Source organism: Marinobacterium rhizophilum DSM 18822 (assembly GCF_000378045.1).
GTDB classification, from domain to species: Bacteria; Pseudomonadota; Gammaproteobacteria; order Pseudomonadales; family Balneatricaceae; genus Marinobacterium_A; species Marinobacterium_A rhizophilum.
The window spans coordinates 338,334-360,766 of sequence record NZ_KB899089.1 but is presented as its reverse complement, the minus strand read 5'-3'; the positions used below and the strand labels follow the sequence as shown (position 1 = coordinate 360,766).

General features: G+C 59.5%; 23 protein-coding genes. 3 read left to right on the top strand and 20 right to left on the bottom strand.

Features of this window, described 5'->3' with window-relative positions; translation table 11 throughout:
• The first annotated feature begins 31 nt into the window (after positions 1-31).
• Positions 32-520, top strand: a complete 489-nt coding sequence (locus tag F451_RS0101650) for an Lrp/AsnC family transcriptional regulator (protein ID WP_205623946.1) — start codon at positions 32-34, stop codon at positions 518-520.
• Between the two features lie 73 nt (positions 521-593).
• On the opposite strand, the gene F451_RS0101645 is transcribed toward F451_RS0101650, so the two are convergent.
• The 8 genes from F451_RS0101645 to F451_RS0101605 all read right to left on the bottom strand — a co-directional run bounded on the left by F451_RS0101645 (position 594) and on the right by F451_RS0101605 (position 8,889).
• Entirely contained in the window at positions 594-2,690 is a 2,097-nt protein-coding gene (locus F451_RS0101645; protein ID WP_026291423.1) for a TonB-dependent receptor family protein, read from the bottom strand.
• Positions 2,691-2,873: 183 nt separating this feature from the next.
• Positions 2,874-3,665, bottom strand: a complete 792-nt coding sequence (locus tag F451_RS0101640) for an ABC transporter ATP-binding protein (protein WP_020679604.1) — start codon at positions 3,663-3,665, stop codon at positions 2,874-2,876.
• Positions 3,666-3,822: 157 nt separating this feature from the next.
• Positions 3,823-4,023, bottom strand: coding sequence for a hypothetical protein (locus F451_RS0101635; RefSeq protein WP_020679603.1), 201 nt, complete (start codon positions 4,021-4,023; stop codon positions 3,823-3,825).
• Between the two features lie 204 nt (positions 4,024-4,227).
• Entirely contained in the window at positions 4,228-4,380 is a 153-nt protein-coding gene (locus F451_RS27560) for a hypothetical protein (RefSeq protein WP_020679601.1), read from the bottom strand.
• A gap of 16 nt (positions 4,381-4,396) precedes the next feature.
• Positions 4,397-5,464: a FecCD family ABC transporter permease gene (locus F451_RS0101620; RefSeq protein WP_020679600.1), complete on the bottom strand. Its 1,068-nt coding sequence runs from the start codon at positions 5,462-5,464 to the stop codon at positions 4,397-4,399.
• On the bottom strand, positions 5,464-6,489 hold the full coding sequence (locus F451_RS0101615) for a FecCD family ABC transporter permease (protein ID WP_020679599.1): 1,026 nt from the start codon (positions 6,487-6,489) through the stop codon (positions 5,464-5,466). Before F451_RS0101615 ends, F451_RS0101620 begins: the two co-directional genes overlap by 1 nt.
• Before the next feature lie 15 nt (positions 6,490-6,504).
• On the bottom strand, positions 6,505-7,440 hold the full coding sequence (locus F451_RS0101610) for an ABC transporter substrate-binding protein (protein WP_026291420.1): 936 nt from the start codon (positions 7,438-7,440) through the stop codon (positions 6,505-6,507).
• A gap of 105 nt (positions 7,441-7,545) precedes the next feature.
• Positions 7,546-8,889 carry a glutamine synthetase family protein gene (locus tag F451_RS0101605; protein ID WP_020679597.1) on the bottom strand — a complete coding sequence of 448 codons (1,344 nt, stop codon included), beginning with the start codon at positions 8,887-8,889 and terminating at the stop codon, positions 7,546-7,548.
• Between the two features lie 153 nt (positions 8,890-9,042).
• Between F451_RS0101605 and F451_RS0101600 the strand changes: the two genes are divergently transcribed.
• Positions 9,043-10,350 (top strand): NAD(P)/FAD-dependent oxidoreductase, encoded by a 1,308-nt coding sequence (locus F451_RS0101600; RefSeq protein WP_020679596.1) that lies wholly within the window; start codon positions 9,043-9,045, stop codon positions 10,348-10,350.
• 75 nt (positions 10,351-10,425) lie between these two features.
• Here the strand turns inward: F451_RS0101600 and F451_RS0101595 are convergent, their stop codons facing one another.
• From F451_RS0101595 to glmU, 3 genes are all read right to left on the bottom strand, one after another.
• Complete coding sequence (locus tag F451_RS0101595; protein ID WP_020679595.1) at positions 10,426-10,884, bottom strand: tellurite resistance TerB family protein; 459 nt, start codon at positions 10,882-10,884, stop codon at positions 10,426-10,428.
• A gap of 223 nt (positions 10,885-11,107) precedes the next feature.
• The gene (gene glmS, locus F451_RS0101590) at positions 11,108-12,934 is read right to left on the bottom strand and encodes a glutamine--fructose-6-phosphate transaminase (isomerizing) (RefSeq protein ID WP_020679594.1); all 1,827 of its coding nucleotides are present in this window, start codon (positions 12,932-12,934) and stop codon (positions 11,108-11,110) included.
• A gap of 4 nt (positions 12,935-12,938) precedes the next feature.
• Positions 12,939-14,306, bottom strand: coding sequence for a bifunctional UDP-N-acetylglucosamine diphosphorylase/glucosamine-1-phosphate N-acetyltransferase GlmU (gene glmU / locus F451_RS0101585; RefSeq protein ID WP_020679593.1), 1,368 nt, complete (start codon positions 14,304-14,306; stop codon positions 12,939-12,941).
• Positions 14,307-14,430: 124 nt separating this feature from the next.
• Between glmU and F451_RS0101580 the strand changes: the two genes are divergently transcribed.
• Positions 14,431-15,171 (top strand): TrmB family transcriptional regulator, encoded by a 741-nt coding sequence (locus F451_RS0101580; RefSeq protein WP_020679592.1) that lies wholly within the window; start codon positions 14,431-14,433, stop codon positions 15,169-15,171.
• Between the two features lie 98 nt (positions 15,172-15,269).
• On the opposite strand, the gene F451_RS0101575 is transcribed toward F451_RS0101580, so the two are convergent.
• The 9 genes from F451_RS0101575 to F451_RS24475 form a co-directional block, all read right to left on the bottom strand.
• Positions 15,270-15,698, bottom strand: a complete 429-nt coding sequence (locus tag F451_RS0101575) for a F0F1 ATP synthase subunit epsilon (RefSeq protein ID WP_026291419.1) — start codon at positions 15,696-15,698, stop codon at positions 15,270-15,272.
• 34 nt (positions 15,699-15,732) lie between these two features.
• Positions 15,733-17,109: a F0F1 ATP synthase subunit beta gene (gene atpD / locus F451_RS0101570; protein WP_020679590.1), complete on the bottom strand. Its 1,377-nt coding sequence runs from the start codon at positions 17,107-17,109 to the stop codon at positions 15,733-15,735.
• Positions 17,110-17,147: 38 nt separating this feature from the next.
• A complete protein-coding gene (gene atpG, locus F451_RS0101565) occupies positions 17,148-18,011 on the bottom strand; it encodes a F0F1 ATP synthase subunit gamma (protein ID WP_020679589.1) in 864 nt (287 codons plus the stop codon).
• A gap of 72 nt (positions 18,012-18,083) precedes the next feature.
• Positions 18,084-19,628 (bottom strand): F0F1 ATP synthase subunit alpha, encoded by a 1,545-nt coding sequence (gene atpA / locus F451_RS0101560; protein WP_020679588.1) that lies wholly within the window; start codon positions 19,626-19,628, stop codon positions 18,084-18,086.
• A gap of 15 nt (positions 19,629-19,643) precedes the next feature.
• A complete protein-coding gene (locus F451_RS0101555) occupies positions 19,644-20,180 on the bottom strand; it encodes a F0F1 ATP synthase subunit delta (protein ID WP_026291418.1) in 537 nt (178 codons plus the stop codon).
• Between the two features lie 12 nt (positions 20,181-20,192).
• Entirely contained in the window at positions 20,193-20,663 is a 471-nt protein-coding gene (locus tag F451_RS0101550) for a F0F1 ATP synthase subunit B (RefSeq protein WP_020679586.1), read from the bottom strand.
• Positions 20,664-20,728: 65 nt separating this feature from the next.
• Complete coding sequence (atpE, locus tag F451_RS0101545; RefSeq protein ID WP_020679585.1) at positions 20,729-20,959, bottom strand: F0F1 ATP synthase subunit C; 231 nt, start codon at positions 20,957-20,959, stop codon at positions 20,729-20,731.
• Positions 20,960-21,046: 87 nt separating this feature from the next.
• Complete coding sequence (gene atpB / locus F451_RS0101540) at positions 21,047-21,868, bottom strand: F0F1 ATP synthase subunit A (RefSeq protein WP_026291417.1); 822 nt, start codon at positions 21,866-21,868, stop codon at positions 21,047-21,049.
• Between the two features lie 16 nt (positions 21,869-21,884).
• Positions 21,885-22,292 (bottom strand): ATP synthase subunit I, encoded by a 408-nt coding sequence (locus F451_RS24475; protein ID WP_020679583.1) that lies wholly within the window; start codon positions 22,290-22,292, stop codon positions 21,885-21,887.
• Positions 22,293-22,433 lie beyond the last annotated feature (141 nt).

Sequence of the window (22,433 nt, the reverse complement as noted above, 5' to 3'; positions counted from 1 at the left end):
ACATGATTCCCGCACCCAAGAGTTAAAAAACGTGAGAAACGTGCATAGCGTCGAGCTGGACCGTCAGGACATCAAAATTCTCGAGGCGCTGCAGCAGAACGGGCGGCTCAGTAACGTGGAATTATCGGAGCTGGTGCACCTGTCCGCGTCCCAGTGTCAGCGGCGGCGGCAAAAGCTGGAAGAGACCGGCGTGGTGCAAAAATACATCGCCCAGCTGGACCCGGAAAAGATCGGGCTTGGCGTCATGGCGCTGGTCAGCGTGTCGCTGGACAAGCACAGCGAACAGATTGCCGAAGCCTTTCGCACGGCCATTATCGAATACCCGGAAGTGCTCGAGTGCTGGGGAGTTGCGGGGGATGCCGACTACATGCTCAAGATCATCGCGCCGGACCTGAAGGCCTTTGCCGATGTCACCCTGCACCGGCTGCTGAACCTGCCCATGGTCTCCAACGTCAAGTCCAACCTGCTGCTGCAGACACTGAAGTCGACGACGGAGTTGCCGGTGCGCTGGTCGCTGTGACGCCGCCAGTAAAAAGGCCGGCAACGGCCTTTATCAGGTGCGACTGGCCAGGATAGCCAGCATGGGAACCGGATCAGAAATCCAGCCGCCCTTCCAGGATAAACGCGCGACCAGCCCCCGGTACCCGCCCAACGGGGCTGACATCGGCGCCGCGGAAGTAATAGTCTTCGTCCAGCAGGTTGGTCGCCGCCAGACCAAGGTTCAGGTTGTTGCCACTGCCCACCGCAATATCACGACCGATGCGTGCATTGACCAGCGTATAGCTCGGCAGCTTGCCGGCATCGCCGTTGGGAGTTTCCCGTTTAGTGTTGTCGGCATCGCTGAAACTGTCGCTGACATAATGGGCATTCAGGTTGGCCGTCCACTGCTGGACGCGGTAGCGCGCCTCGGCACTGAAGTGGTGGTGCGGCGCATTGGGCAGTTCGTTGCCTTCGTACTTGCCATCCCGCTGTTCGGTATCAAGATAGGTATATCCCAAGCCCAGGTTCAGCTGTTCGGTCGCTTGCCAGTCGGCTTCCAGCTCGACTCCCTCATGGCGCGGCTTGCCCAAAATTTCATAGAAATCGCCGGCCTTGTTGTACTGGACCAGTTTGTCGAAATCAATCTGGAACAATGTTAATGAGGTTGCCAGCGCCGGCGTCGCCTGCCAGCGGCCACCCAGTTCGTAGTTCCAGGCGGTTTCATTGCCGATGTCGCCTCCCCGGGCAACCTGGGAAATCTGTACGGGTGCCAGGGACTTCTGCGCGTTGGCAAAGAGAAAGAGGTCGGGGGTAGCTTGCAGTCCAGCCGTGAGGCCAGGCAACCACTTGTCTGGGCTGTTGGTAATGCGGTCATCACCGCTCTTGAAGTTCATTTCGACATCTTCGTAGCGCACACCCGGTGTAATTTCCAGACGGCCATCGAGCAGACTCAGGGTATCGCTGGCGTACAGCGCTACCGCATCGGTTTCCAGGTGCCAGTCCCGGACATTGGCAGAGCTGCCAGTCGCCAGCTCTTCCCGGTTGACGTCATAATCAACCTTTTCACTGACGTAGCGTGACCCCAGCGTAAGCGTATGGATGCCTTCGCGAACAGTTAGCCGTGGTTCGGTACCCCAAACCCGGAAAATACGCGGCGTGTCGGCCACGTGGCTGGCATCAGCTTCGGGGTCGGCCCAGTGTCCACCGCTGGTCAAGTCCTGGCCAAAGAAGAAGGTACGATCGGCCCGGTGGGCGAAGTTGCGCCACTGGAATTCAACCGCATCGCTGGGACGCGCCGTCCAGGTCAGGGTGCCGCGCAGCATATCGGCGGCATAAGCATCATGCGGGCGCTGTGACTGGGTGGAGTCCTGGGCGTAGGCACTTGGGCTGAGGGCACCGGGCAATTCGGCATCGACGTCGTAGTACTGCAGCTGTGCGGCCACTTCATTGACATCATCCACGAAGTACTCGGCGTCCAGAATAAAGTTGCTGACCTCGGTATCGGAGTGATCGCGGAAACCGTCACCGCGCTGAACATTGGCCTGGAACTGCAGCGCCAGGTCATCGGTCGCGAAGCCGCCGATACGGTAATAGGTGTCGCTGAAGACATTGCCGGTTTCTTCGGCAATCACCAGACGCTGCTGCAACGTCTGTTCGGTGTCGACCGGAATGGGCCGAGTGCGGAAGTTCATCACGCCGCCGACGTTGTTGGGACCGTAGTGTACCGCCGCACCACCGCGCACCACGTCGATCGCATCAATGCTGGGCAAGGTAACCGGGAACAGCGAGACACCGACATTGCTGTAGGGGCCGATGGCAATGGGATAGCCATCCACCAGCATCTGCAGACGTTCGCTGCGCAACGGATTCAGGCCACGCATGCCAATATTCGGCAGGATGCCGGTACCGGTCTCGTCCAGTATCTGAATGCTCGGCACCGAACGCAGCGCATCCTCCAGATGCAGGGCACCACTCTCCTGCAATGCCTCCTGATCCAGCAGCGTCCGCGAACCGGGATAGATCTTGATTTCTTCCTCGCTGGCAGCGCCTATCCAGTCTCCCTGTACCGTCAGCGCATCCAGCTCAACGGTACCCTCATCAGCCCAGCCTGCCTGGCAGGCTGCAATACCGACCAGACTGACCGCCAATGCCAGCGGCTTTCGCATAAGCCGGGGACGAAAAGGCTGCTGTCCGCAAGACGACCGGGGCATAACATTCTCCAATTGCGTAATTCTTTTAAATCTAAATGATAAGTGTTCGCAATTGTATATAGATTATCATTACCGATCAACATTGAATCGAGGCTGAATATCCCCCTGCCTCGCGACGTGCCATTACTAATCCAGTGAAATAAAAGCGACTCTCGGCACGTACAGCCACTGCGGTGAGCGCGCCTACAGAATTGGCCTAGCCAGTGATGACACCGGCACAAACTGCGGCTTGCCGGTCAGTACATCGGGGGCGACCCGGGCATGCACCCGGAACACATCGGCGAGCAGCGCCTGCGTCAATACCTCGGCGGGAGTGCCCTCCTGCTCCAGCTTGCCTGAACGCATGGCCACCAGGCGATGACCAAACTGCGCCGCCTGGTTCAGGTCGTGCAGTGACATGATGACGGTCAGGCCCTGCTGACGGTTCAGTTCGCTCAGCAGCTCCAGCACCTCGAGCTGATGACCCAGATCGAGATAGGTCGTCGGTTCATCGAGAATCAGAATCCCTGCCTGCTGCGCCAGCGACAGTGCAATCCAGGCCCTTTGTCGCTCGCCTCCGGACAAAGCCGACAATGGCCGCGCCTCGAAGCCAGAAAGGCCCGTGACCCGAATCGCCCAGCGCACCATCTTGAAATCCTGTTCCGTCTGCTGCCCCAGCAACCGCTGATACGGAAATCGGCCATAGCGCACCAGCTGTTCCACGGTCAGGCCCTCCGGCGCGACCGGGTGCTGCGGCAGCATCGCCAGACGCTGCGCCAGTTCACGCCGCTTCCAGCGGGAAATGACACAACCATCGAGCAACACCTGGCCCTGCTGCGGCTTCAGCAGGCCGGCCAGTGCCCGCAGCAGCGTACTTTTGCCGCAGCCATTCGGGCCGATCAGGCAGTGAATCCGGCCGGTATCCACCTCCAGACTCAGCTGCGGCACAATGACCTTGTCGTCATAACCCAGCTTCAGTTCCTGTGCCGATAACATCCGGCTTCCCTCCTATGCCCGTGTTTCAACAAGCCGGCCAGGGCCGCAGCAGCACACACAAGCCGCAGCCGTTGGGACTTGATGAGGCAGTGAATCCGGCCGGTATCCACCTCCAGACTCAGCTGCGGCACGATGACCTTATCGTCATAACCCAGCTTCAGTTCCTGTGCCGATAACATCCGGCTTCCCTCCTATACCCGTGTTTCAACACGCCGGCCAGGGCCGCAGCAGCACACTCAAGCCGCAGCCGTTGGGACTTGATGAGGCAGTGAATCCGGTCGGTATCCACCTCCAGACTCAGCTGCGGTACGATGACCTTGTCGTCATAACCCAGCTTCAATTCCTGTGCCGATAACATCCGGCGTCCCTCCTATGCCCGTGTTTCAACACGCCGGCCAGGGCCGCAGCAGCACACTCAAGCCGCAGCCGTTGGGACTTGATGAGGCAATGAATCCGACCGGTATCCACCTCCAGACTCAGCTGCGGCACGATGACCTTGTCGTCATAACCCAGCTTCAGTTGCTGTGCCGATAACATCCGGCGTCCCTCCTATGCCCGTGTTTCAACAAGCCGACCAGGGCCGCAGCAGCACACTCAAGCCGCAGCCATTTGGGCCGATCAGGCAGTGAATCCGGCCGGTATCCACCTCCAGACTCAGCTGCGGCACGATGACCTTGTCGTCATAACCCAGCTTCAGTTCCTGTGCCGATAACATCCGCGATTCCTCCCTTCTAGGCCCGTTTGCGCGCCAGCAGATAGATAAAAAACGGCACCCCAAGCAGGGATGTAATCACACCGATGGGAATCTCGGCCGGCACCATCAGCAGACGCCCCAGCAGGTCAGACAACATCACCAGCAGGGCGCCGTACAAGGGCCCCAGTACCAGCTGGCGGCGCAGGTCCGGACCACAGCTCAGGCGCGCAATCTGCGCCACGATCAGGCCGATAAAGCCGATCGGCCCCACTACCCCCACTGCACTGGCGGCAAAGAGCACCGCCACCAGTAACAGCGCAAAACGCCACAGCTCCACCCGCAAGCCGAGGCTGCTGGCGACATCGTCCCCCAGCTGCAGCAGATTGGCACCGCTGAGCAGCACCGGCAGCAGGCTTAGCGCCAACAGGCTCCAGGGCAACAGGGCCCAAAGATGTTCCCAGCCACGGCCAAACAGGCTGCCGGCCAGCCAGATGAGTACCGTTTCGGTATTCATCGATCCCCAGCCCGCCAGTACGCCGGTGGCCAGTGCATTCAGCACACTGGCCACGGCAATGCCACTGAGCACCAGGCGCACCGGTGTCACACCGCGATTCCAGCCCAGTCGGTAAACGGCGGCGGCCGCCAGAATGCCGCCAGCGCAACTGAGCAGCGGCAGCCAGTCGAGGCTCAGTGCCAGGCCCGAATAAGCGCCGCTGTCGCCCCAGATGCGCTCCGCCATGACAAAGGCCAGCACTGCGGCGAGGCTGGCACCGGCATTGATGCCCAGCACACCGGCATCCGCCAGGGGGTTGCGCATCACGGCCTGCAGCAGCGAACCGGCAATGGCAAAGTGCACGCCCACCAGCAGCCCCACCAGTACCCGCGGCAGGCGCAGGTTCCAGATAATATCGGTCGCCACCGCGTCGCCCTCGCCGTTGAGGGCCTGCCAGACCTGCAGCGGCGTCAGTGTCACGGCGCCCAGTAGCAGGTTCAGCAGCAGCGCCGCCAGCACAAGCGCCAGCAACAGCAGTGCTAGCCAGCCCAGGCGCGGGCAAGCGAGGCGCCACCGTCGGATGGCGGGCGTCGCCTGCGTCAGTACCGGCATTACAGAACCCTCGTGCGAATCAGCCAGATAAACAGCGGCCCGCCAAGCAGCGCGGTAAACATACCCAGCGGCAGTTCGGCCGGTGCAGCCAGGGTGCGGGCGAGTAAATCACTCAGTGTCACCAGCAGCGCCCCTAGCAGCATGACCGCCGGCAGCGCCAGCCGCTGATCAGGGCCCAGCAGCAGGCGTACCAGGTGCGGCGCCACCAGCCCGACAAAGCCCACCGGACCTGCCACCGCCACGGTTGCCGCGGTCAGCGCCACGGCAATGGCCACAAATCCCAGCCGCCAGAAAAGGACACGGGCCCCCAGGCCACGGGCGACCTCATCGTCCAGTCGTAGCAGGTTCAGATAGCGGGAAAAGCACAGTACCAGCACAAGACCGCCACAGGTCCAGGGGAGAATCAGCTGTACATGGCTCCAGCCCCGTCCCAGCAGCCCGCCGGCCAGCCAGAAGTAGAGCTGCTGCGCCTGGGCGCCGGAAAAGAGCAGAAAAGCCGTGGCCAGTGCCGTGGCCAGCGCCGTGACCGCGATACCGGCCAGCGCCAGGCGCAACGGCGTAAAGCCCCCCTGCCCGGCCAGCACAAAGGTAATCGTCGCAGCCATCGTGCCCCCCAGCATGCCAAGCCAGGGCAGCCAGCTGGCGCTCACCACAAAACAGACCTGGGCGATGACCACCAGCATGGATGCGCCAGCAACCACCCCGGTAATACTCGGGGATGCCAGCGGATTGCGCGTCACCGTCTGCATCACCCAGCCAGCGACGCCAAGGCTGGCGCCCACCAGCAGGCCGGCCAGAAAACGCGGCAGGCGCAACTCCCAAACCAGAATCGCGGGCAGCCCACCCTCCAGGCCATTCAGCACGCGCCAGAGCGCCTGCAGTGACACCGGCACCGCCCCGGCCGCCAGGGCCAGCGCGGCGGTGACGAACAGCGCCAGGGCGAGGCCGGCCAGCAGCCCGGGGCCCTTCACATCCGCGCCCGGTAACAACGCAGACAGCCGCGCCGGCAAGGTTCCGTTCAGCATGCGCAGGCACCTGGTCTATTGCACGGGCCTGCTGGCCAGTGATGCGGGCAGCTTGGGCTGGGCAAATGTATCGGGATACAGGCGCCAGGCCATTTCCCGCAGAATGTACTCCCGGGCAATGGGGCCGCCGCCTTCCTTCCAGTGCAGGCCCACCTCATACACCCGCCCCTGCTGAACCGCCTTCAGATAGGGCCAGATCGGGTTGGCTGCATAGGCATGCCGGGTACCGGAGTCAAACATGAAGATCACATCCGGGTTCAGCGCCAGCAGCTGTTCCAGGCTGAGCTGGTAGCCAAACGGAATCGGCTGACTGGGCGTTGGCGACGGACCGATGCTGTTGGTAGCCTTCAAGCGCTGCAGCAGATCGGTGGTCAGAAAATGGTCGTAATAGGCAAAGGGAGCCTCACCGCTGCCCGCCAGCAGCACGGCACTGACCCCACCCGGTGCGCGGCGGCCATAGTCGGCCACCAGTGTCTCGAAAGCGGCATTCAGCGCCTGCCCCTCGGCGGCCTTGCCCACGGCCGTGGCAATGCCCGCTACCGCCCGCAGGCTATCGTCATGGCTGATCACATCAAAAGCATAGTAAGGTGCCAGGGCACTGAACTTCTGTGCATTGGGTTCGGTATAGCGCCGAATGGCCAGAATAAGATCGGGCTGCAGCGCGGACAGCTGTTCCAGGTTGGTGCTGGCGCGCTGTCCCAGGCTCGGCACGCCCTGCATCAGCGGCCCCAGGAAATCAGCCACCGGACGATCACCGAACGTCGACGCTCCGGCCGGCGCAACGCCCAGTGCGACCAGGGTATCGGCGGCAAAAGTTGAAATCGCCACCACGCGCTGTGCGCCCTGTTGCGGCACAATCACGGTGCCCCGGTCATCTGTGTCAGCCAATGCCATCGCGGTCCAGAGCACGGCCAACCCAAACAGCGAGGCCCACCATCCTTTAGTATGCATCCTTTACCTCTCCCCCCGTATTGAGAAGCGGGAGCATACATTAAACAATAATGATTTGCATTAAGATTAAGATCCTGGATTTTCCTGACGTGTCCCCCCGTACAGTCAGACGCTCAGCAGCAGATACTCGCGCTCCCAGGAACTGATGACCTTGTTGAAGGCCTCGTATTCCGCGAGCTTCACCGCCACATACGCCTGCACGAAGCGCTCGCCTAATATTACCTGCAGCGGTTCACAGTCCGACAACAGCCGCAGCCCCTCTTCCAGGGTACGGGCAATCTCGACCCGGCTGTTGGCGCCGTAGGCACTGCCCTGGGTGGGGGCCGAGGGTTTCAGCTGCTCCTTGAGACCCAGGTAACCGCAGGCCAGCGACAGGGCGATGGCCAGATAGGGATTGGCATCGGCGCCGGCAAAGCGGTTTTCTATTCGGGTCGATGCCGGGCTGCCGCTGGGCACCCTGATCCCGGTGGTGCGGTTGTCCAGCCCCCACTGCAGATTGATGGGCGCGGCAATATCGGGCACGAAGCGGCGGTATGAATTCACATTGGGCGCAAAAAAGCTGATCGCCGCAGGAACATACTTCTGCAGCCCGCCGATATAGTGGTACAGCGGGTCACCGAAGCTGCCGTCGGCCTTGGCAAAGATATTTGCGCCCGTGCGGCTGTCCAGCAGGCTCTGGTGAATATGCAGTGCGCTGCCGGGCTCGTGCTTCATGGGCTTGGCCATGAAGGTGGCGTAGATGTCATGCTGCAGCGCCGTTTCGCGCAGCGTGCGCTTGAAGGTGAACACCTGATCCGCCAGTGCCAGTGCATCGCCGTGCTTGAAGTTGATCTCCATCTGGCCGGCGCCGGACTCGTGGATCAGGGTATCGACATCCAGCTGCTGCAGTTCGCAGTAGCGGTACAGGGTATCGATGATGGGATCGAATTCGTTTACCGCATCGATGCTGTAGGACTGGCGCGCCACCTCGGCACGCCCGGAACGGCCGACCGGTGCCTTGAGCTCATAATCCGGGTCCAGGTTCCTCTGCACCAGATAGAACTCGACTTCCGGTGCCACCACCGGCGTCAGGCCTTCGGCCTCGTAGAGACTCAGCACCCGGCGCAGTACGCTGCGGGTGGAAAGCGGGTGCAGGTTGCCATCGATGTCGTAACAGTCGTGAATCAGCTGGGCCGTGGGCTCCTTGGCCCAGGGCGCCAGGCGCAGGGTCGACGGGTCCGGCTGCAGCACCATGTCGCGATCCGCAGGGTCCACCAGCAAATCGTGTTCCTGGGACCAGTCACCGGTCACCGTCTGGATCAGGATGCTTTCGGGCAGGCGGGAATACTGTTCGGCAATGAACTTGCGCGTGGGCAGAAACTTGCCGCGTGCGTTGCCGGTCATGTCCGGCACCAGACACTCGATTTCGCTGATCGTATGTTGCTGCAGAAAGCGTTCAATCGTATCCATTGCATGCCACCCCGAAGGACTCCTGTCGACAGCGGGTACCGTATCGGCCCCAAGCACAGTGTATGACAAGTTTTAGCGTCTGCAGGTGTCAAAACGACTATTTATAGCCATAGTATGCTGATAAGAAAGACTTTTTAGCCGGATGGAGGCTGTATGCCCGCGAGTGGATTCGATGCGTCCTATTACGCCGCCAGCGCCCATTCGCAGCCCAGGTTCCCGCCCCTGCAGGGCGCAATCCAGGCCGATGTCTGCATTATCGGCGCGGGTTATACCGGCCTGTCGGCAGCTCTGCACCTGGCCGAAAAAGGTCACCAGGTGGTGGTGCTGGAGGCAGCGAAGGTGGCCCAGGGCGCCTCGGGGCGCAATGGCGGCCAGGTCTGCGTGGGTCTGAACCTGAGCCAGAGCGAGCTGGAACAGCAGCTCGGGAGCGAACATGCCCGCCAGCTGTGGAACCTGTCACTCGAGGCCGTGCAGCTGGTGAAGGACCTGATCGCCCGCCAGCACATCGACTGCGACCTGAAACAGGGAATACTGCATACAGCATTCAAGCCGTCCCATGTCGGCCGAATGCAGCGCGAAACCGAGCATCTGCAGCAGGCGTACGGCTACGACGGCGTTCGCTTCGTGCCGGGTGACGAGCTGCACTCGATGCTGGGCACAGACCGCTATCACGGCGCCCAGCTGTTTGGCGAAGCCGTTCACCTGCATCCGCTGAACTATGCCCTGGGGCTTTGCGCAGCAGCGGTGCAGCGGGGCGTGCGGATTTTTGAAGACAGTCGCGTACTTGAATACAGCAACGGCTACAGCCCCGGCTCCCAGACCGCCGACGGCATTCGGGTGCAGACGCCGCAGGGCTCGGTACGGGCAGGTGCGCTGGTGCTGGCCTGTAACGGTTATCTCGGCAAGCTGGAACCGCGCATTGCCGGCAAGATCATGCCCATCAACAATTTCATCGTGGCCACCGAGCCGCTGGATGCGGGCCTGGCCCACAGCCTGATCCGGGACGATGTGGCGGTGGCCGACTCAAAGTTCGTGGTGAATTATTTCCGCCTCACCGGGGACCGGCGCCTGCTGTTCGGCGGCGGCGAGAACTACAGCAGTCGCTTTCCGGCGGATATCCCAGGTTTCGTACGCCGGCACCTGTTGCAGGTGTACCCGCAGCTCGCAAACACCCGCATCGACTATGCCTGGGGCGGCACCCTGGCCATTACCCGCAACCGCATGCCGTTCTTCCGCCGCCTGGACAACAACCTCTATGTCGCCCAGGGCTACTCGGGGCACGGCATCGCCCTGGCAACGCTCGGCGGCAAGCTGATCAGCGACGCCATCAGTGGGTCGCCACAAGGCTTTGATACCTTTGCCCGTATTCCCACGGCAGGTTTCCCCGGCGGCACCCTGCTGCGCTGGCCGGCCCTGGTCGCGGGCATGCTGTATTACCAGCTGCGTGATCGCTTGAGCTAGATGGTTTCAATGATCGCCGGATCGGCGTTTGTGGACTGGTGTTGCTGGACGGTCCGTCGGTGAACCGCTAAGCGATCAGCACGACGCTGCGGCACGGTGTTTCGCAGAAATAAAGTCCGTATGGGATACGTGAATCAGGTCGGCGATGCGGCGAATGACATGCTCTTCGTAGTGATGCAGCTCACCGTCGGCGAAGGCGATGCGCCACAGATTTTCGATCAGCGCCACCTTCTCCTGCGGCGTGCAGCTCTCGTTGAGTTGCGAGGTAAAGCGAAAATAGTCAGTGGATTGCCGGTGCGCTTCCTCAGCTCGCTGCAGCAGCTGCGCGGCATCCGCGGCAGTGAGCCCGAAACTGCGCTGCACAATCGCCAGCAGCGTTTCCTGCTCCTGCGGCCTTTGTTCGTAGTCGGATGCGATCACCTCCACCATCAACGCCGCCGATGCCAGGGAAACACCGTCTTGCGACATCACACCCGCGTTTTCGTCACCCAGCTGAAATACCTCGGCCAACGCCGCTTTAAGCCTGTTCAGCATCACTGTTCCTCCTCAGTAGCGCAGTGGACTCGAGCGGAGCCGGATAAGTTCATTGCGACGCCGCCAAGACCAATTCCTTGGCCGAGCTCGGCACAGCCAAACAGCTATCCACCAGGTTGGTCGCCCGGCCATTACGGCGCCCTGATTCGCGCGCCGACGCCCATGCAAAGCGTTCGCTCAAGGATGGGCGTCGGGCAGCGCATGAAAACGTTCAGATGTCGTGCTACTCCACCGTCACTGACTTCGCCAGGTTGCGTGGCTGGTCGACATCGGTGCCCTTGAGCACGGCGACATGGTAGGACAGCAGCTGCAGCGGCAGGGTGTAGACGATCGGCTCGAGGATACCCGGAACCGGTGGTAATTCCAGCACCTGCACACCTTCTTCGGGCTGCACTTCCTGCCGGCTGCCGGCAAATACGAACAGTTCGCCACCGCGGGCACGCACTTCCTGCAGGTTGGCCTTGAGCTTGTCGAGCATCTCGTTGCGCGGTGCCACCGTGACCACCGGCATGTCCTTGTCGACCAGGGCCAGCGGGCCGTGCTTGAGCTCGCCGGCGGCGTAGGCCTCGGCGTGAATGTAGGAAATTTCCTTGAGCTTGAGGGCCCCTTCCATCGCCACCGGATTCAAGGTACCGCGACCCAGGAACAGGGCGTGGTGTTTCTCGGCAAAGGCCTCGGCCATTTTTTCGATGGCGGGATCCAGCCCCAGTACCTGATCCAGCAACGCCGGCAGCTTTTTCAGATCCGCCACGATAGCGGCTTCTGCTGCATCGGTCAGCTCATGCCGGCGGCCCAGCACCAGGGTGGTCAACAGCAGTGCAACCAGCTGGGTGGTAAAGGCCTTGGTCGATGCCACACCGATTTCGGGGCCGGCATTGGTCATCAGGCACAGGTCGGATTCGCGCACCAGGGAGCTGCCCGGCACGTTACAGATAGTCAGGCTGGCGAGAATGCGATCACGCACTTCGCGCAGCGCCGCCAGGGTATCGGCGGTCTCGCCCGACTGGGAAATGCTGACAAAGAGTGTCCCCTTAGGCAGCACCACCTTGCGGTAACGGAACTCGCTGGCAACCTCGACCATGCAGGGAATACCGGCCAGGTCCTCGATCCAGTACTTGGCGATAAGCCCGGCATGGTAGCTGGTGCCGCAGGCCACGATCTGCACCTGTTTGACCTGATCAAAAATCGCCGGCGCGGTAACGCCAAAGGCCTCCTCCAGTACCCGTTCGGCACCCAGGCGCCCTTCCATGGCGGCATGCACAACACGGGGCTGCTCGTAAATTTCCTTGAGCATGTAGTGCTTGTATTCGCCCTTGTCGACGCTGCCGGAGCCGTGCTGGAACTGCAGCACCGGTCGCTCGACCGACTCACCGGCGGCGTTCCAGATTTCGATTCCGAGGCGACGCAGGCGGGCGACATCGCCCTCTTCCAGGTAGATGAAGCGGTCGGTGACCTGCAGCAGCGCCAGCGGGTCGGAACCGATAAAGTTCTCGCCGATGCCTACCCCGATCACCAGCGGACTGCCCTTGCGCGCCGTGATCAGCTCGCCCGGATAGTCCTCGTGCATCACCCCCAGCGCAAAGGCACCGTTGAGTTGAGCCACGCACTGGCGCACCGCGTCCAGCACGCTGGCACCGGCCGATATGGCGCTGTCCAGCAGGTGGGCGATGACTTCGGTGTCGGTATCTGAAGTGAATTCGTAGCCTTTTTCGATCAGCTCGCGCTTGAGGGTCTCGAAGTTTTCGATAATGCCGTTGTGCACCACCGCCAGGCGCGCGCCCGACATGTGCGGATGGGCATTGTTTTCGGTCGGCTTGCCGTGGGTGGCCCAGCGGGTATGGGCGATGCCCAGCTGACCATCCAGCGGGGTTTCAGCTAGCGCATCGCCCAGCGCCTGTACCTTGCCGGCGCGGCGCAGGCGGTTGATCTGGCTGCCGTCCCAGACCGCCATACCGGCGGAGTCATAGCCCCGGTACTCCAGCCGGCGCAGCCCTTCTAGCAGAATTTCCGATACCGGACGCGCCGCGATGGCACCAACGATTCCACACATATCCTTAATCCTTCTGCTTGACCGGACGCTGCCAGTTTTCGAGGTTGCGCTGCTTGCCACGGGCCACCGACAGCTGATCGTCGGCCACATCCTTGGTGATGGTGGAGCCGGCGCCGACTGTCGCGCCTGCACCCACTTTCACCGGCGCCACCAGGGCGCTGTTGGAACCGATAAAAGCGCCATCGCCGATCTCGGTCTGGAACTTGTTCACGCCGTCATAGTTGCAGGTAATGGTGCCGGCGCCGACATTAACGTCGCTGCCAATCTGGGCGTCACCGATATAGCTCAGGTGACTGACCTTGGAACCTTCACCGATACGGGCCTTCTTGGTTTCGACAAAGTTGCCGACCTTTACCCCGGCGGCAAGTACCGAGCCCGGCCGCAGGCGCGCAAAGGGACCAATATCGCAGTTTTCCTGCAGCTGCGCCTGTTCGATGACGGAATTCGCCTTGATATGGCAGCCATCGCCGATCACCGCATCGCTGATATGGCAGTTGGGACCGATGGTCACGTCATTGCCAAGCTGCACCTGGCCTTCAAACACGCAGTTGATGTCGATCACCACGTCAAAACCTGCGCTCAGGTTACCGCGTACATCGAGACGTAACGGATCCCGCAGGGTGACGCCCTGATTCATCAGGCGCTGCGCTTCACGCAGCTGGTACCAGCGTTCCAGCTCGGCCTGCTGCTGGCGGTTATTCACCCCCTGCACTTCCTGTTCGAATTCCGGCTGGATCGCCTCGATCAGCACGCCCTGGTCCGCCGCCATGGCGATCACATCGGTGAGGTAGTACTCACCCTGGGCATTGTTGCTGGACAGCCGGGGCAGCCAGTCGATCAGCAAGTGCGTCGGCAGCGCCAGGATACCGGTATTGACCTCCGACACCGCACGCTGGGCCTCGCTGGCATCCTTGTGTTCGACAATGGCCGCCACCTGGCCGGCCTCGGTGCGGATGATACGGCCATAGCCACTGGGGTCGCCAAGCTTCACGGTCAGCAGACCCAGTTTATCCTGGCGGGCAATGTCGACCAGCTCGCGAAGCGTCTCACTGCGGGTCAGCGGCACATCGCCATACAGCACCAGGCTGATGCCGTCGGGATCGGTTCCCTCCAGTGCCTGGGCCACCGCATGACCGGTACCCAGCTGCTCGGCCTGGAGTACGAATTTCAGCGCCTGACTGCCCAGGGCGTCACGCACCTGATCGGCGCCATGACCCACCACCACGTGGATACGGGGCGCATCCAGTTCAAGGGCGCAATCGATGACGTGCTGCACCATCGGCTTGCCGCCGATGCCGTGCAGCACCTTGGGTTTTTTCGATTTCATGCGGCTGCCCTGCCCGGCAGCCAGAATAATCACATCCAATGACATCGTTACGCCAATCCTGCGCCACTGCGCGTTTTATCCGGTTAATGGTAGCCTGGGGCTATTCGTTGCAGACTTTAGCTGATACAAAAGCAGATTCAATATCTGTTGTCAGTAAAATTTTGACAAAATGACCGAATCCATCTTTAGCCTGCTGGGCCTGGACGAGCGCGAAGTACGCATTTACCGTGCCTTGCTGAGCCTGGGACCCAGTGCCATCCGCACCATTGCCGACAAGGCCGGCATCAACCGCGGTACCGCTTACGAATGCCTCAAGAGCCTGCAGGGCAAGGGCGTTGTCACCTACCTGCCCAAGGGCAAGCGACGTTACTTCTCACCCCGCGACCCCGAGGTACTGCTGCAGATGGCGCAGGAACGTCAGGCTTCGCTGGACAACGCGATCGGACAGCTGCGTGGCAAGGTGATTCCCGAACTCAATCACCTCAAGCCCGATTTCAGCGCCGCCAATGTGCAGTTCTATGAGGGCGACGACGGTATCGAGTTCGTGCTGCGGGACATTCTCAATACGGTATCCGGCCAGCCGGACGCGGCCTACTCGGTGTTTTCGTCCAAGCCCATCCGCCGCCACCTGTACCGCCCCTTCCCGACCTATACGGTGCAGCGCATTGCCCGCGGCATCCAGGTGCGGGTCATTGCCATTGGCGAAGGCGGCGAGGATGCAGAACTGTCAGAACGCAAATGGATTCGCACCGAAGGCCCAGTGGATGCGGCCTATATCGCCATCTATCCCCCCAAGGTGGCCATCATTTCCCTGGCATCGGAAAACTACCCCACCGCGGTGGTGATCGATTCGCGTGAAGTGTCCGCCGCCCAGAAGATCGTATTCGATACCCTGTGGGGGCTGCTGTAGGAGCGGCGCCTCGCCGCGAACCTCGTCGGCATCTTTTGCGCAGGACAAAAAAAGGCAGCCACTTGGGCTGCCTTTTTTGTCGAGATCACATCGAAGAATCAGTGTTTGCCACTTTTCTTGCGAATGTGCTGCAGAGTACGAAGCTGCGCAGCAGCTTCGGCCAACTGCGTGGCCGCCCGCGAGTATTCAAACTCGGCGGATTTGTCAGCCATCTCCTGTTGCGCATGTGTCTGTGCCTCGAGCGCAGCGGCTTCACTCAGGTCATGGGCTCGTAGCGCAGTGTCTGCGAGTACGATGACCTTGTGTGCCTGCACTTCGAGAAAGCCGCCGGAGACGTAAAACACGTCTTCTTCGCCGCCCTGCTTGCGCACCTCGATAGGGCCTGGTTTCAGTTCCGTCAGAAGCGGAGCGTGACCCGGGTAGATACCCAGGTCACCCAGGCTACCTGTTACCGATACGAACTCGATCAGGCCGGAGAAAACTTCGCCTTCGGCACTCACGATATCGCAATGAACAGTCATAGCCATGCTTGTTACCTCTTAAAGGTTTCCGACCAGAACCTTACAGGTTCTTGGCTTTCTCAACCGCTTCTTCGATACCGCCAACCATGTAGAAGGCCTGTTCCGGCAGGGAGTCGAACTCGCCTTCCAGAATGCCCTTAAAGCCACGGATGGTGTCTTTCAGCGATACGTACTTGCCGGATGCACCGGTGAATACTTCAGCTACGAAGAACGGCTGGGACAGGAAACGCTGGATCTTACGCGCACGGGATACGATCTGCTTGTCTTCTTCAGACAGCTCGTCCATACCCAGAATCGCGATGATGTCCTTCAGTTCCTTGTAACGCTGCAACACGTTCTGCACCTGACGGGCGATGTCGTAGTGTTCCTGACCGATAACCAGCGGATCCAGCTGACGGGACGTGGAGTCCAGCGGGTCCACAGCCGGGTAGATACCCAGCTCGGCGATCTGACGGGACAGTACTACAGTCGCATCAAGGTGGGAGAAGGTGGTTGCCGGAGACGGGTCAGTCAAGTCATCCGCCGGTACGTAGACCGCCTGGATGGACGTGATGGAACCGGTCTTGGTGGAGGTGATACGTTCCTGCAGAACGCCCATCTCCTCGGCCAGCGTCGGCTGGTAACCTACCGCGGAAGGCATACGACCCAGCAGAGCCGATACTTCGGTTCCCGCCAGGGTGTAACGGTAGATGTTGTCGACGAACAGCAGTACGTCGCGGCCTTCATCACGGAATTTTTCCGCCATGGTCAGACCGGTCAGGGCTACACGCAGACGGTTACCCGGCGGCTCGTTCATCTGACCATATACCAGAGATACTTTGTCCAGTACGTTGGACTCTTTCATCTCGTAGTAGAAGTCGTTACCTTCACGGGTACGCTCACCCACACCTGCGAACACGGAGTAACCGCTGTGCTCGATGGCGATGTTACGGATGAGCTCCATCATGTTGACGGTCTTGCCCACACCGGCACCACCAAACAGACCAACCTTGCCGCCCTTGGCAAACGGGCACACCAGGTCGATGACCTTGATGCCGGTTTCCAGCAGTTCGTTGGATGCTGCCTGTTCCGCGTAAGACGGGGCTTTGCGGTGAATCGGCATGCGCTCTTCTTCACCGATGGGACCTGCGTCGTCAATCGGGTTGCCGAGTACATCCATGATGCGACCCAGTGTTTCCTTACCAACAGGTACGGAAACCGGAGCACCAGTGTTTTCTACAGTCAGACCACGGCTTACGCCTTCGGTCTGGCCCATGGCAATTGCACGTACCACACCGTCACCCAGCTGCTGCTGTACTTCCAGCGTCAGGCCGACTTTAGGTACTGTCAGGGCGTCATACACTTTCGGCACGCTGTCACGCGGGAATTCCACGTCGACGACGGCGCCGATAATCTGAACGATTTGTCCGCTACTCATGTTCGGATCCTCTTAAACGTTTAAACCCGTTGACTGCATCAAACTGCAGCGGCGCCGCTGACGATCTCGGAAATTTCCTGAGTAATCGCAGCTTGACGAGCCTTGTTGTAAACCATCTTGAGCTCGTCTATCAGGTCGCCGGCGTTATCTGTCGCGTTCTTCATCGCCAGCATACGGGCTGCCTGTTCACAGGCATTGTTCTCGACCACCGCCTGGTAGACTACCGACTCGACGTAACGACTGAGCAGCCCGTTAAGCAGCTCTTTCGCGTCCGGCTCGTAGATGTAATCCCAGTGATGGCTCAGCTGTTTGTCGTCGTCTTCAGCCCGCAGCGGCAAGATCTGCTCGACCACGGGTTTCTGTGTCATGGTGTTGACGAATTCATTCGACACCACAAACAGGCGATCCAGCTTGCCTTCTGCAAACGCATCGAACATCACCTTGACCGAGCCGATCAGCTCAGACAGTACAGGCGCGTCACCCAGATGCGTCTTAGCCGCTACCACGTTGCCGCCGTAGCTCTTGAAGAAGGACAACGCCTTTGCGCCCAGCGCACAGACATCGATCGCAACGCCCTTGTCGTGGTAACCCTTCATGCTCTTCATGGCTGCCTTGAACACGTTTGCGTTCAGGCCGCCACAGAGACCGCGGTCACTGGCTACGATGATGTAGCCGACACGCTTGGCCTCACGTTCCTGCATGTAGAGGTGAGAGTATTCAGGATTGGACTTGGCCAGATGCTGAATAACGCCACGGATACTGCGAGCGTACGGTCGGGACGACTGCATGCGATCCTGAGCCTTGCGCATCTTACTGGCGGCCACCATTTCCATGGCGCTAGTAATTTTGCGCGTGCTGCCGATGCTCGCAATTTGCGTCTTTATCTCTTTTCCGACTGCCATAGTTCCGCCTTTATACCTTGAACCGGTTATCGGTCTGCGGGCTGTGCCCGCAGACCCTCTGCCCTAGGGCTGTTACCAGGTCTGGGTTGACTTGAACTTCTCGATACCGGCCTTGAACTGCGCCGAAATCTCGTCGTTATAGGCACCGGCAACGTTAACCTGAGCCATCAGGTCCGCATATTCGGACTTGAAGTAGGAGATCAGGGCGGCTTCAAAAGCGCCGATCTTGTTCAGTTCAACATCGTTCAGGAAGCCTTCGTTCGCGGCAAACAGGCTCAGACCCATGTCGGCAACCGACATCGGCGAGTACTGTTTCTGCTTCATCAGCTCGGTAACGCGCTGACCGTGTTCCAGCTGACCGCGGGTGATTTCATCAAGGTCGGAGGCAAACTGCGCAAATGCAGCCAGCTCACGGTACTGAGCCAGTGCCAGACGCACACCGCCACCCAGTTTCTTGATGATCTTGGTCTGAGCAGCACCACCTACACGGGATACGGACAGACCCGCGTTGATCGCCGGGCGAATACCTGAGTTGTACAGGCTCGACTCCAGGAAGATCTGACCATCGGTGATGGAGATAACGTTGGTCGGTACGAATGCAGATACGTCGCCGCCCTGGGTCTCGATGATCGGCAGAGCCGTCAGCGAGCCGGTCTGGCCTTTCACTTCACCGTTGGTGAACTTCTCGACGTAGTCAGCACTGACGCGTGCAGCACGCTCCAGCAGACGGGAGTGCAAGTAGAAAACGTCACCCGGGTAAGCTTCACGGCCCGGCGGACGACGCAGCAGCAGGGAGATCTGGCGATACGCCCAGGCCTGCTTGGTCAGGTCGTCAAATACAATCAGGGCATCTTCACCGCGGTCGCGGAAGTATTCACCCATGGTTGCACCGGCGTAAGGCGCCAGGAACTGCATGGCAGCGGGATCGGAAGCGCCAGCGGCAACAACGATGGTGTGATCCATTGCGCCGTGCTCTTCCAGCTTGCGTACCACGTTGGCGATGGTGGACTGTTTCTGTCCAACCGCAACGTAGATACACTTGATGCCAGTGCCCTTCTGGTTGATGATCGCGTCGATGGCGATCGCCGTCTTACCGATCTGACGGTCACCGATGATCAGCTCACGCTGGCCACGACCGATGGGTACCATGGCATCGATGGCTTTCAGACCGGTCTGGACCGGCTGATCAACCGACTGACGGTCGATAACGCCCGGTGCAACTTTTTCAATTGCATCGGTCATTTTGGTTTCGAGCGGGCCCTTGCCGTCGATCGGGATACCCAGGGCGTCGACGACGCGACCGAGCATTTCCGGACCAACAGGCACTTCCAGGATGCGGCCGGTGCAACGGGCAGTCATGCCCTCTACCAGGCTCTGGTAGTCACCCAGTACAACAGCACCGACGGAGTCACGCTCCAGGTTCAGTGCCAGACCGTATACGCCGCCAGGGAATTCGATCATTTCCCCGTACATGACATCAGCCAGACCGTGGATCAGGATGATACCATCGGACACGCTGACGATAGTGCCCTCGTTGCGGGCTTCAGAAGACACATCGAGCTTCTCGATGCGCTTCTTGAGAATCTCGCTGATCTCAGATGGATTCAGTTGCTGCATGATATTACCTCACCCTCAGGAGCTCATCGCTTCGGTCAGTTTTGCCAGTCGGGCACGGACCGAACCGTCGATTACCAGGTCTGCGCTACGGATAACAACGCCGCCCAGGATAGACTTGTCTACCTGAGTCGTCATTTTCACATCGCGGCCCAGCTTGGCGCCGATTGCCTGAGTAAGTTTCTGTTGCTGCTGCTCGTCCAGTTCGAAAGCCGTAGTCACATCGATATCGACGGACTGTTGCTGATTGGCTTTCAGCTGCTCGAACTGCGCCAGGATTTCCGGCAGCAGAGCCAAACGGCGATTTTCAGCCAGCAGGGTAATAAAATTCCTGCCGGCGTCGCTCAGGCTGTCATCACAGACACTGAGGATCGCCTGCGCTTTCTGCTTGCTGGTTAACGCAGGGTTACTCAGCACAAGGGCCATCCGCTCATCTTGCGCCACAGAGGCGGCAAGATGGAGCATGTCGGACCAGGCGTCGAGTGTTCCCTGAGCCAGCGCAAATTCAAACGCAGCTTTTGTATAGGGCCGAGCGACTGTATTAAGTTCAGCCATCATAAACCTCGCTTAAAGCTCGGTAGCCAGCTTGTTTAGCAGCTGAGCATGGGCTTTCTCGTCAATAGAGGTTTCCAGAATCTTTTCGGCGCCAGCCACGACCAGAGTAGCGACCTGCGCACGCAGGGCTTCCTTGGCGCGATTGACGTCCTGCTCGATTTCGGCCTGAGCGGCTGCTTTGACACGGTCAGCTTCTGCCCGTGCCTGCTCCTTGGCTTCATCGATGATCTGGCTCGCCCGCTTATTGGCTTGTTCAATGATGGCGGCTGCTTCCAGCTTGCTCTCACGCAGATTTGCAGTGGCCTTTTCCTGGGCCAGGTGCAAATCACGTGTAGCGCGGTCGGCAGCGTCCAGGCCTTCAGCAATCTTCTTCTTACGTTCTGCCAGGGCACCGGTAATCGGTGGCCATACATACTTCATGCAGAAAACGACAAAGATGAAGAATGCAATGGCCTGACCAATGATGGTTAGATTGATATTCACGCCATTACCTCTCGCGGTTGTCTAAAAAGTAGTTACCCATAGGGAAACAGGATCGATTCTACTTATTAGCCAGCAACAGCGAACAGTACGTACAGACCCAGACCTACGCCGATCATCGGGATCGCGTCGACCAGACCCATGACGATGAAGAACTGTGTGCGAAGCAGCGGAACCAGTTCCGGCTGACGAGCAGCGCCTTCCAGGAACTTGCCACCCAGGATACCGATGCCGATAGCAGCACCGATTGCACCCAGACCCAGCATCAACGCAGCAGCGATATACAGCAGTTCAGCCATTAGATTTCTCCAGTATTTTCAAGGTTAAGTTAAGGATTAAATTTTTAAAGCAAACTGTTTTTCAATGTTCCCTGATTGATATTTCAATCAGTGGTCATCGTGTGCCATCGCCAGGTACACGATTGTGAGTACCATGAAGATGAATGCCTGCAGGGTGATAATCAGGATATGGAAAATCGCCCAGGGTACTGCTAGCAGCCACTGAATCCAGAATGGCAGCAGAGCAATCAGAATGAAGATCATTTCACCGGCGTACATGTTACCGAACAAACGAAGTGCCAGTGATACCGGCTTCGCCAGCAGACCCACGATTTCAAGAAACAGGTTGAAAGGCATGAAAATCTTCGGCAGCGGCTGGAAAGACAGCTCTTTCATGAAGCCACTTACGCCTTTCTGCTTAATGCTGTAGTAAACAATCAGGGCGAATACGCTCAGCGCCATACCGCCGGTAGCGTTGACATCGGTGGTCGGTACCACTTTCATGAAGTGGATGCCCATCTGGCCCGCGATGTACGGCAGCCAGTCGACCGGCACCAGATCCATCAGGTTCATCAGGAAAACCCAGACGAAGATGGTCAGTGACAGCGGCGCGATTACCGGGTTTTTGTAATGAAAGATGCTTCTGACGTTGTCATCGACAAACTCGATGATCGTCTCGATGAAGTTCTGGGTATTGCCAGGTACGCCGGCGGTCGCAGCCTTGGCAACCTTGCCGAAGAACCAAAGGAAGAATACGCCCAGACCGACGGACCACAGCATGGTGTCGACGTTGATCGCCCAAAAGCCCATTGCTGCCGCTTCGCCAGCACTTTCGGCCAGTTTCCAGCCCTCTACAGGGTGGTTACCAAACGTAAGATTGGTCAGATGGTGCGATATGTATTCTGAGGATGTAACTGTCCCGCTCGCCATTCTCAGTCTCTCTCACTTAAAGTTTCAGGAACCGTTTTTTGGACTTCATCAGCAGCACCATACCCAGCAACTGCATCAGGATGAACATACCAAATATGGAAAATGGACTGACGGGCTTGACCCAGATAAAAGTCGCGGCAAAGCCAGCGACTGACAGCGCCATTTTCCATATTTGGCCAGCATATAACTGCGCAAGCACCATTCCGGCCGTAGAACCTGCACGATGGGGCAATGTTCGCAATGCGACATACAGATTAGGCACTAGATAAATAAGCCCACCCAGGAAAGCAGAGTAAGCAACTACATATCCTTTCAGCAGTAAAGCTGCCGATAGCGCCAACATCACACACGCTTGAATTAGCAGAACAGCAAGGACGTCTTTCCTTGTATCCCGGGACAGGGCCCCTGCACGCTGGCTCCCCATGTTTTCCCCCGAGTTATCCTGTTCTGATAAAGCTGTTCAGATAATCCCCCCTGAACAGCGTGCCGATTATAGGGGTATTGCTGTATGGCATCAACCGAAGTAAACGCCATTTGCACTAAGGTACTAAAGAGGCACCTTTTT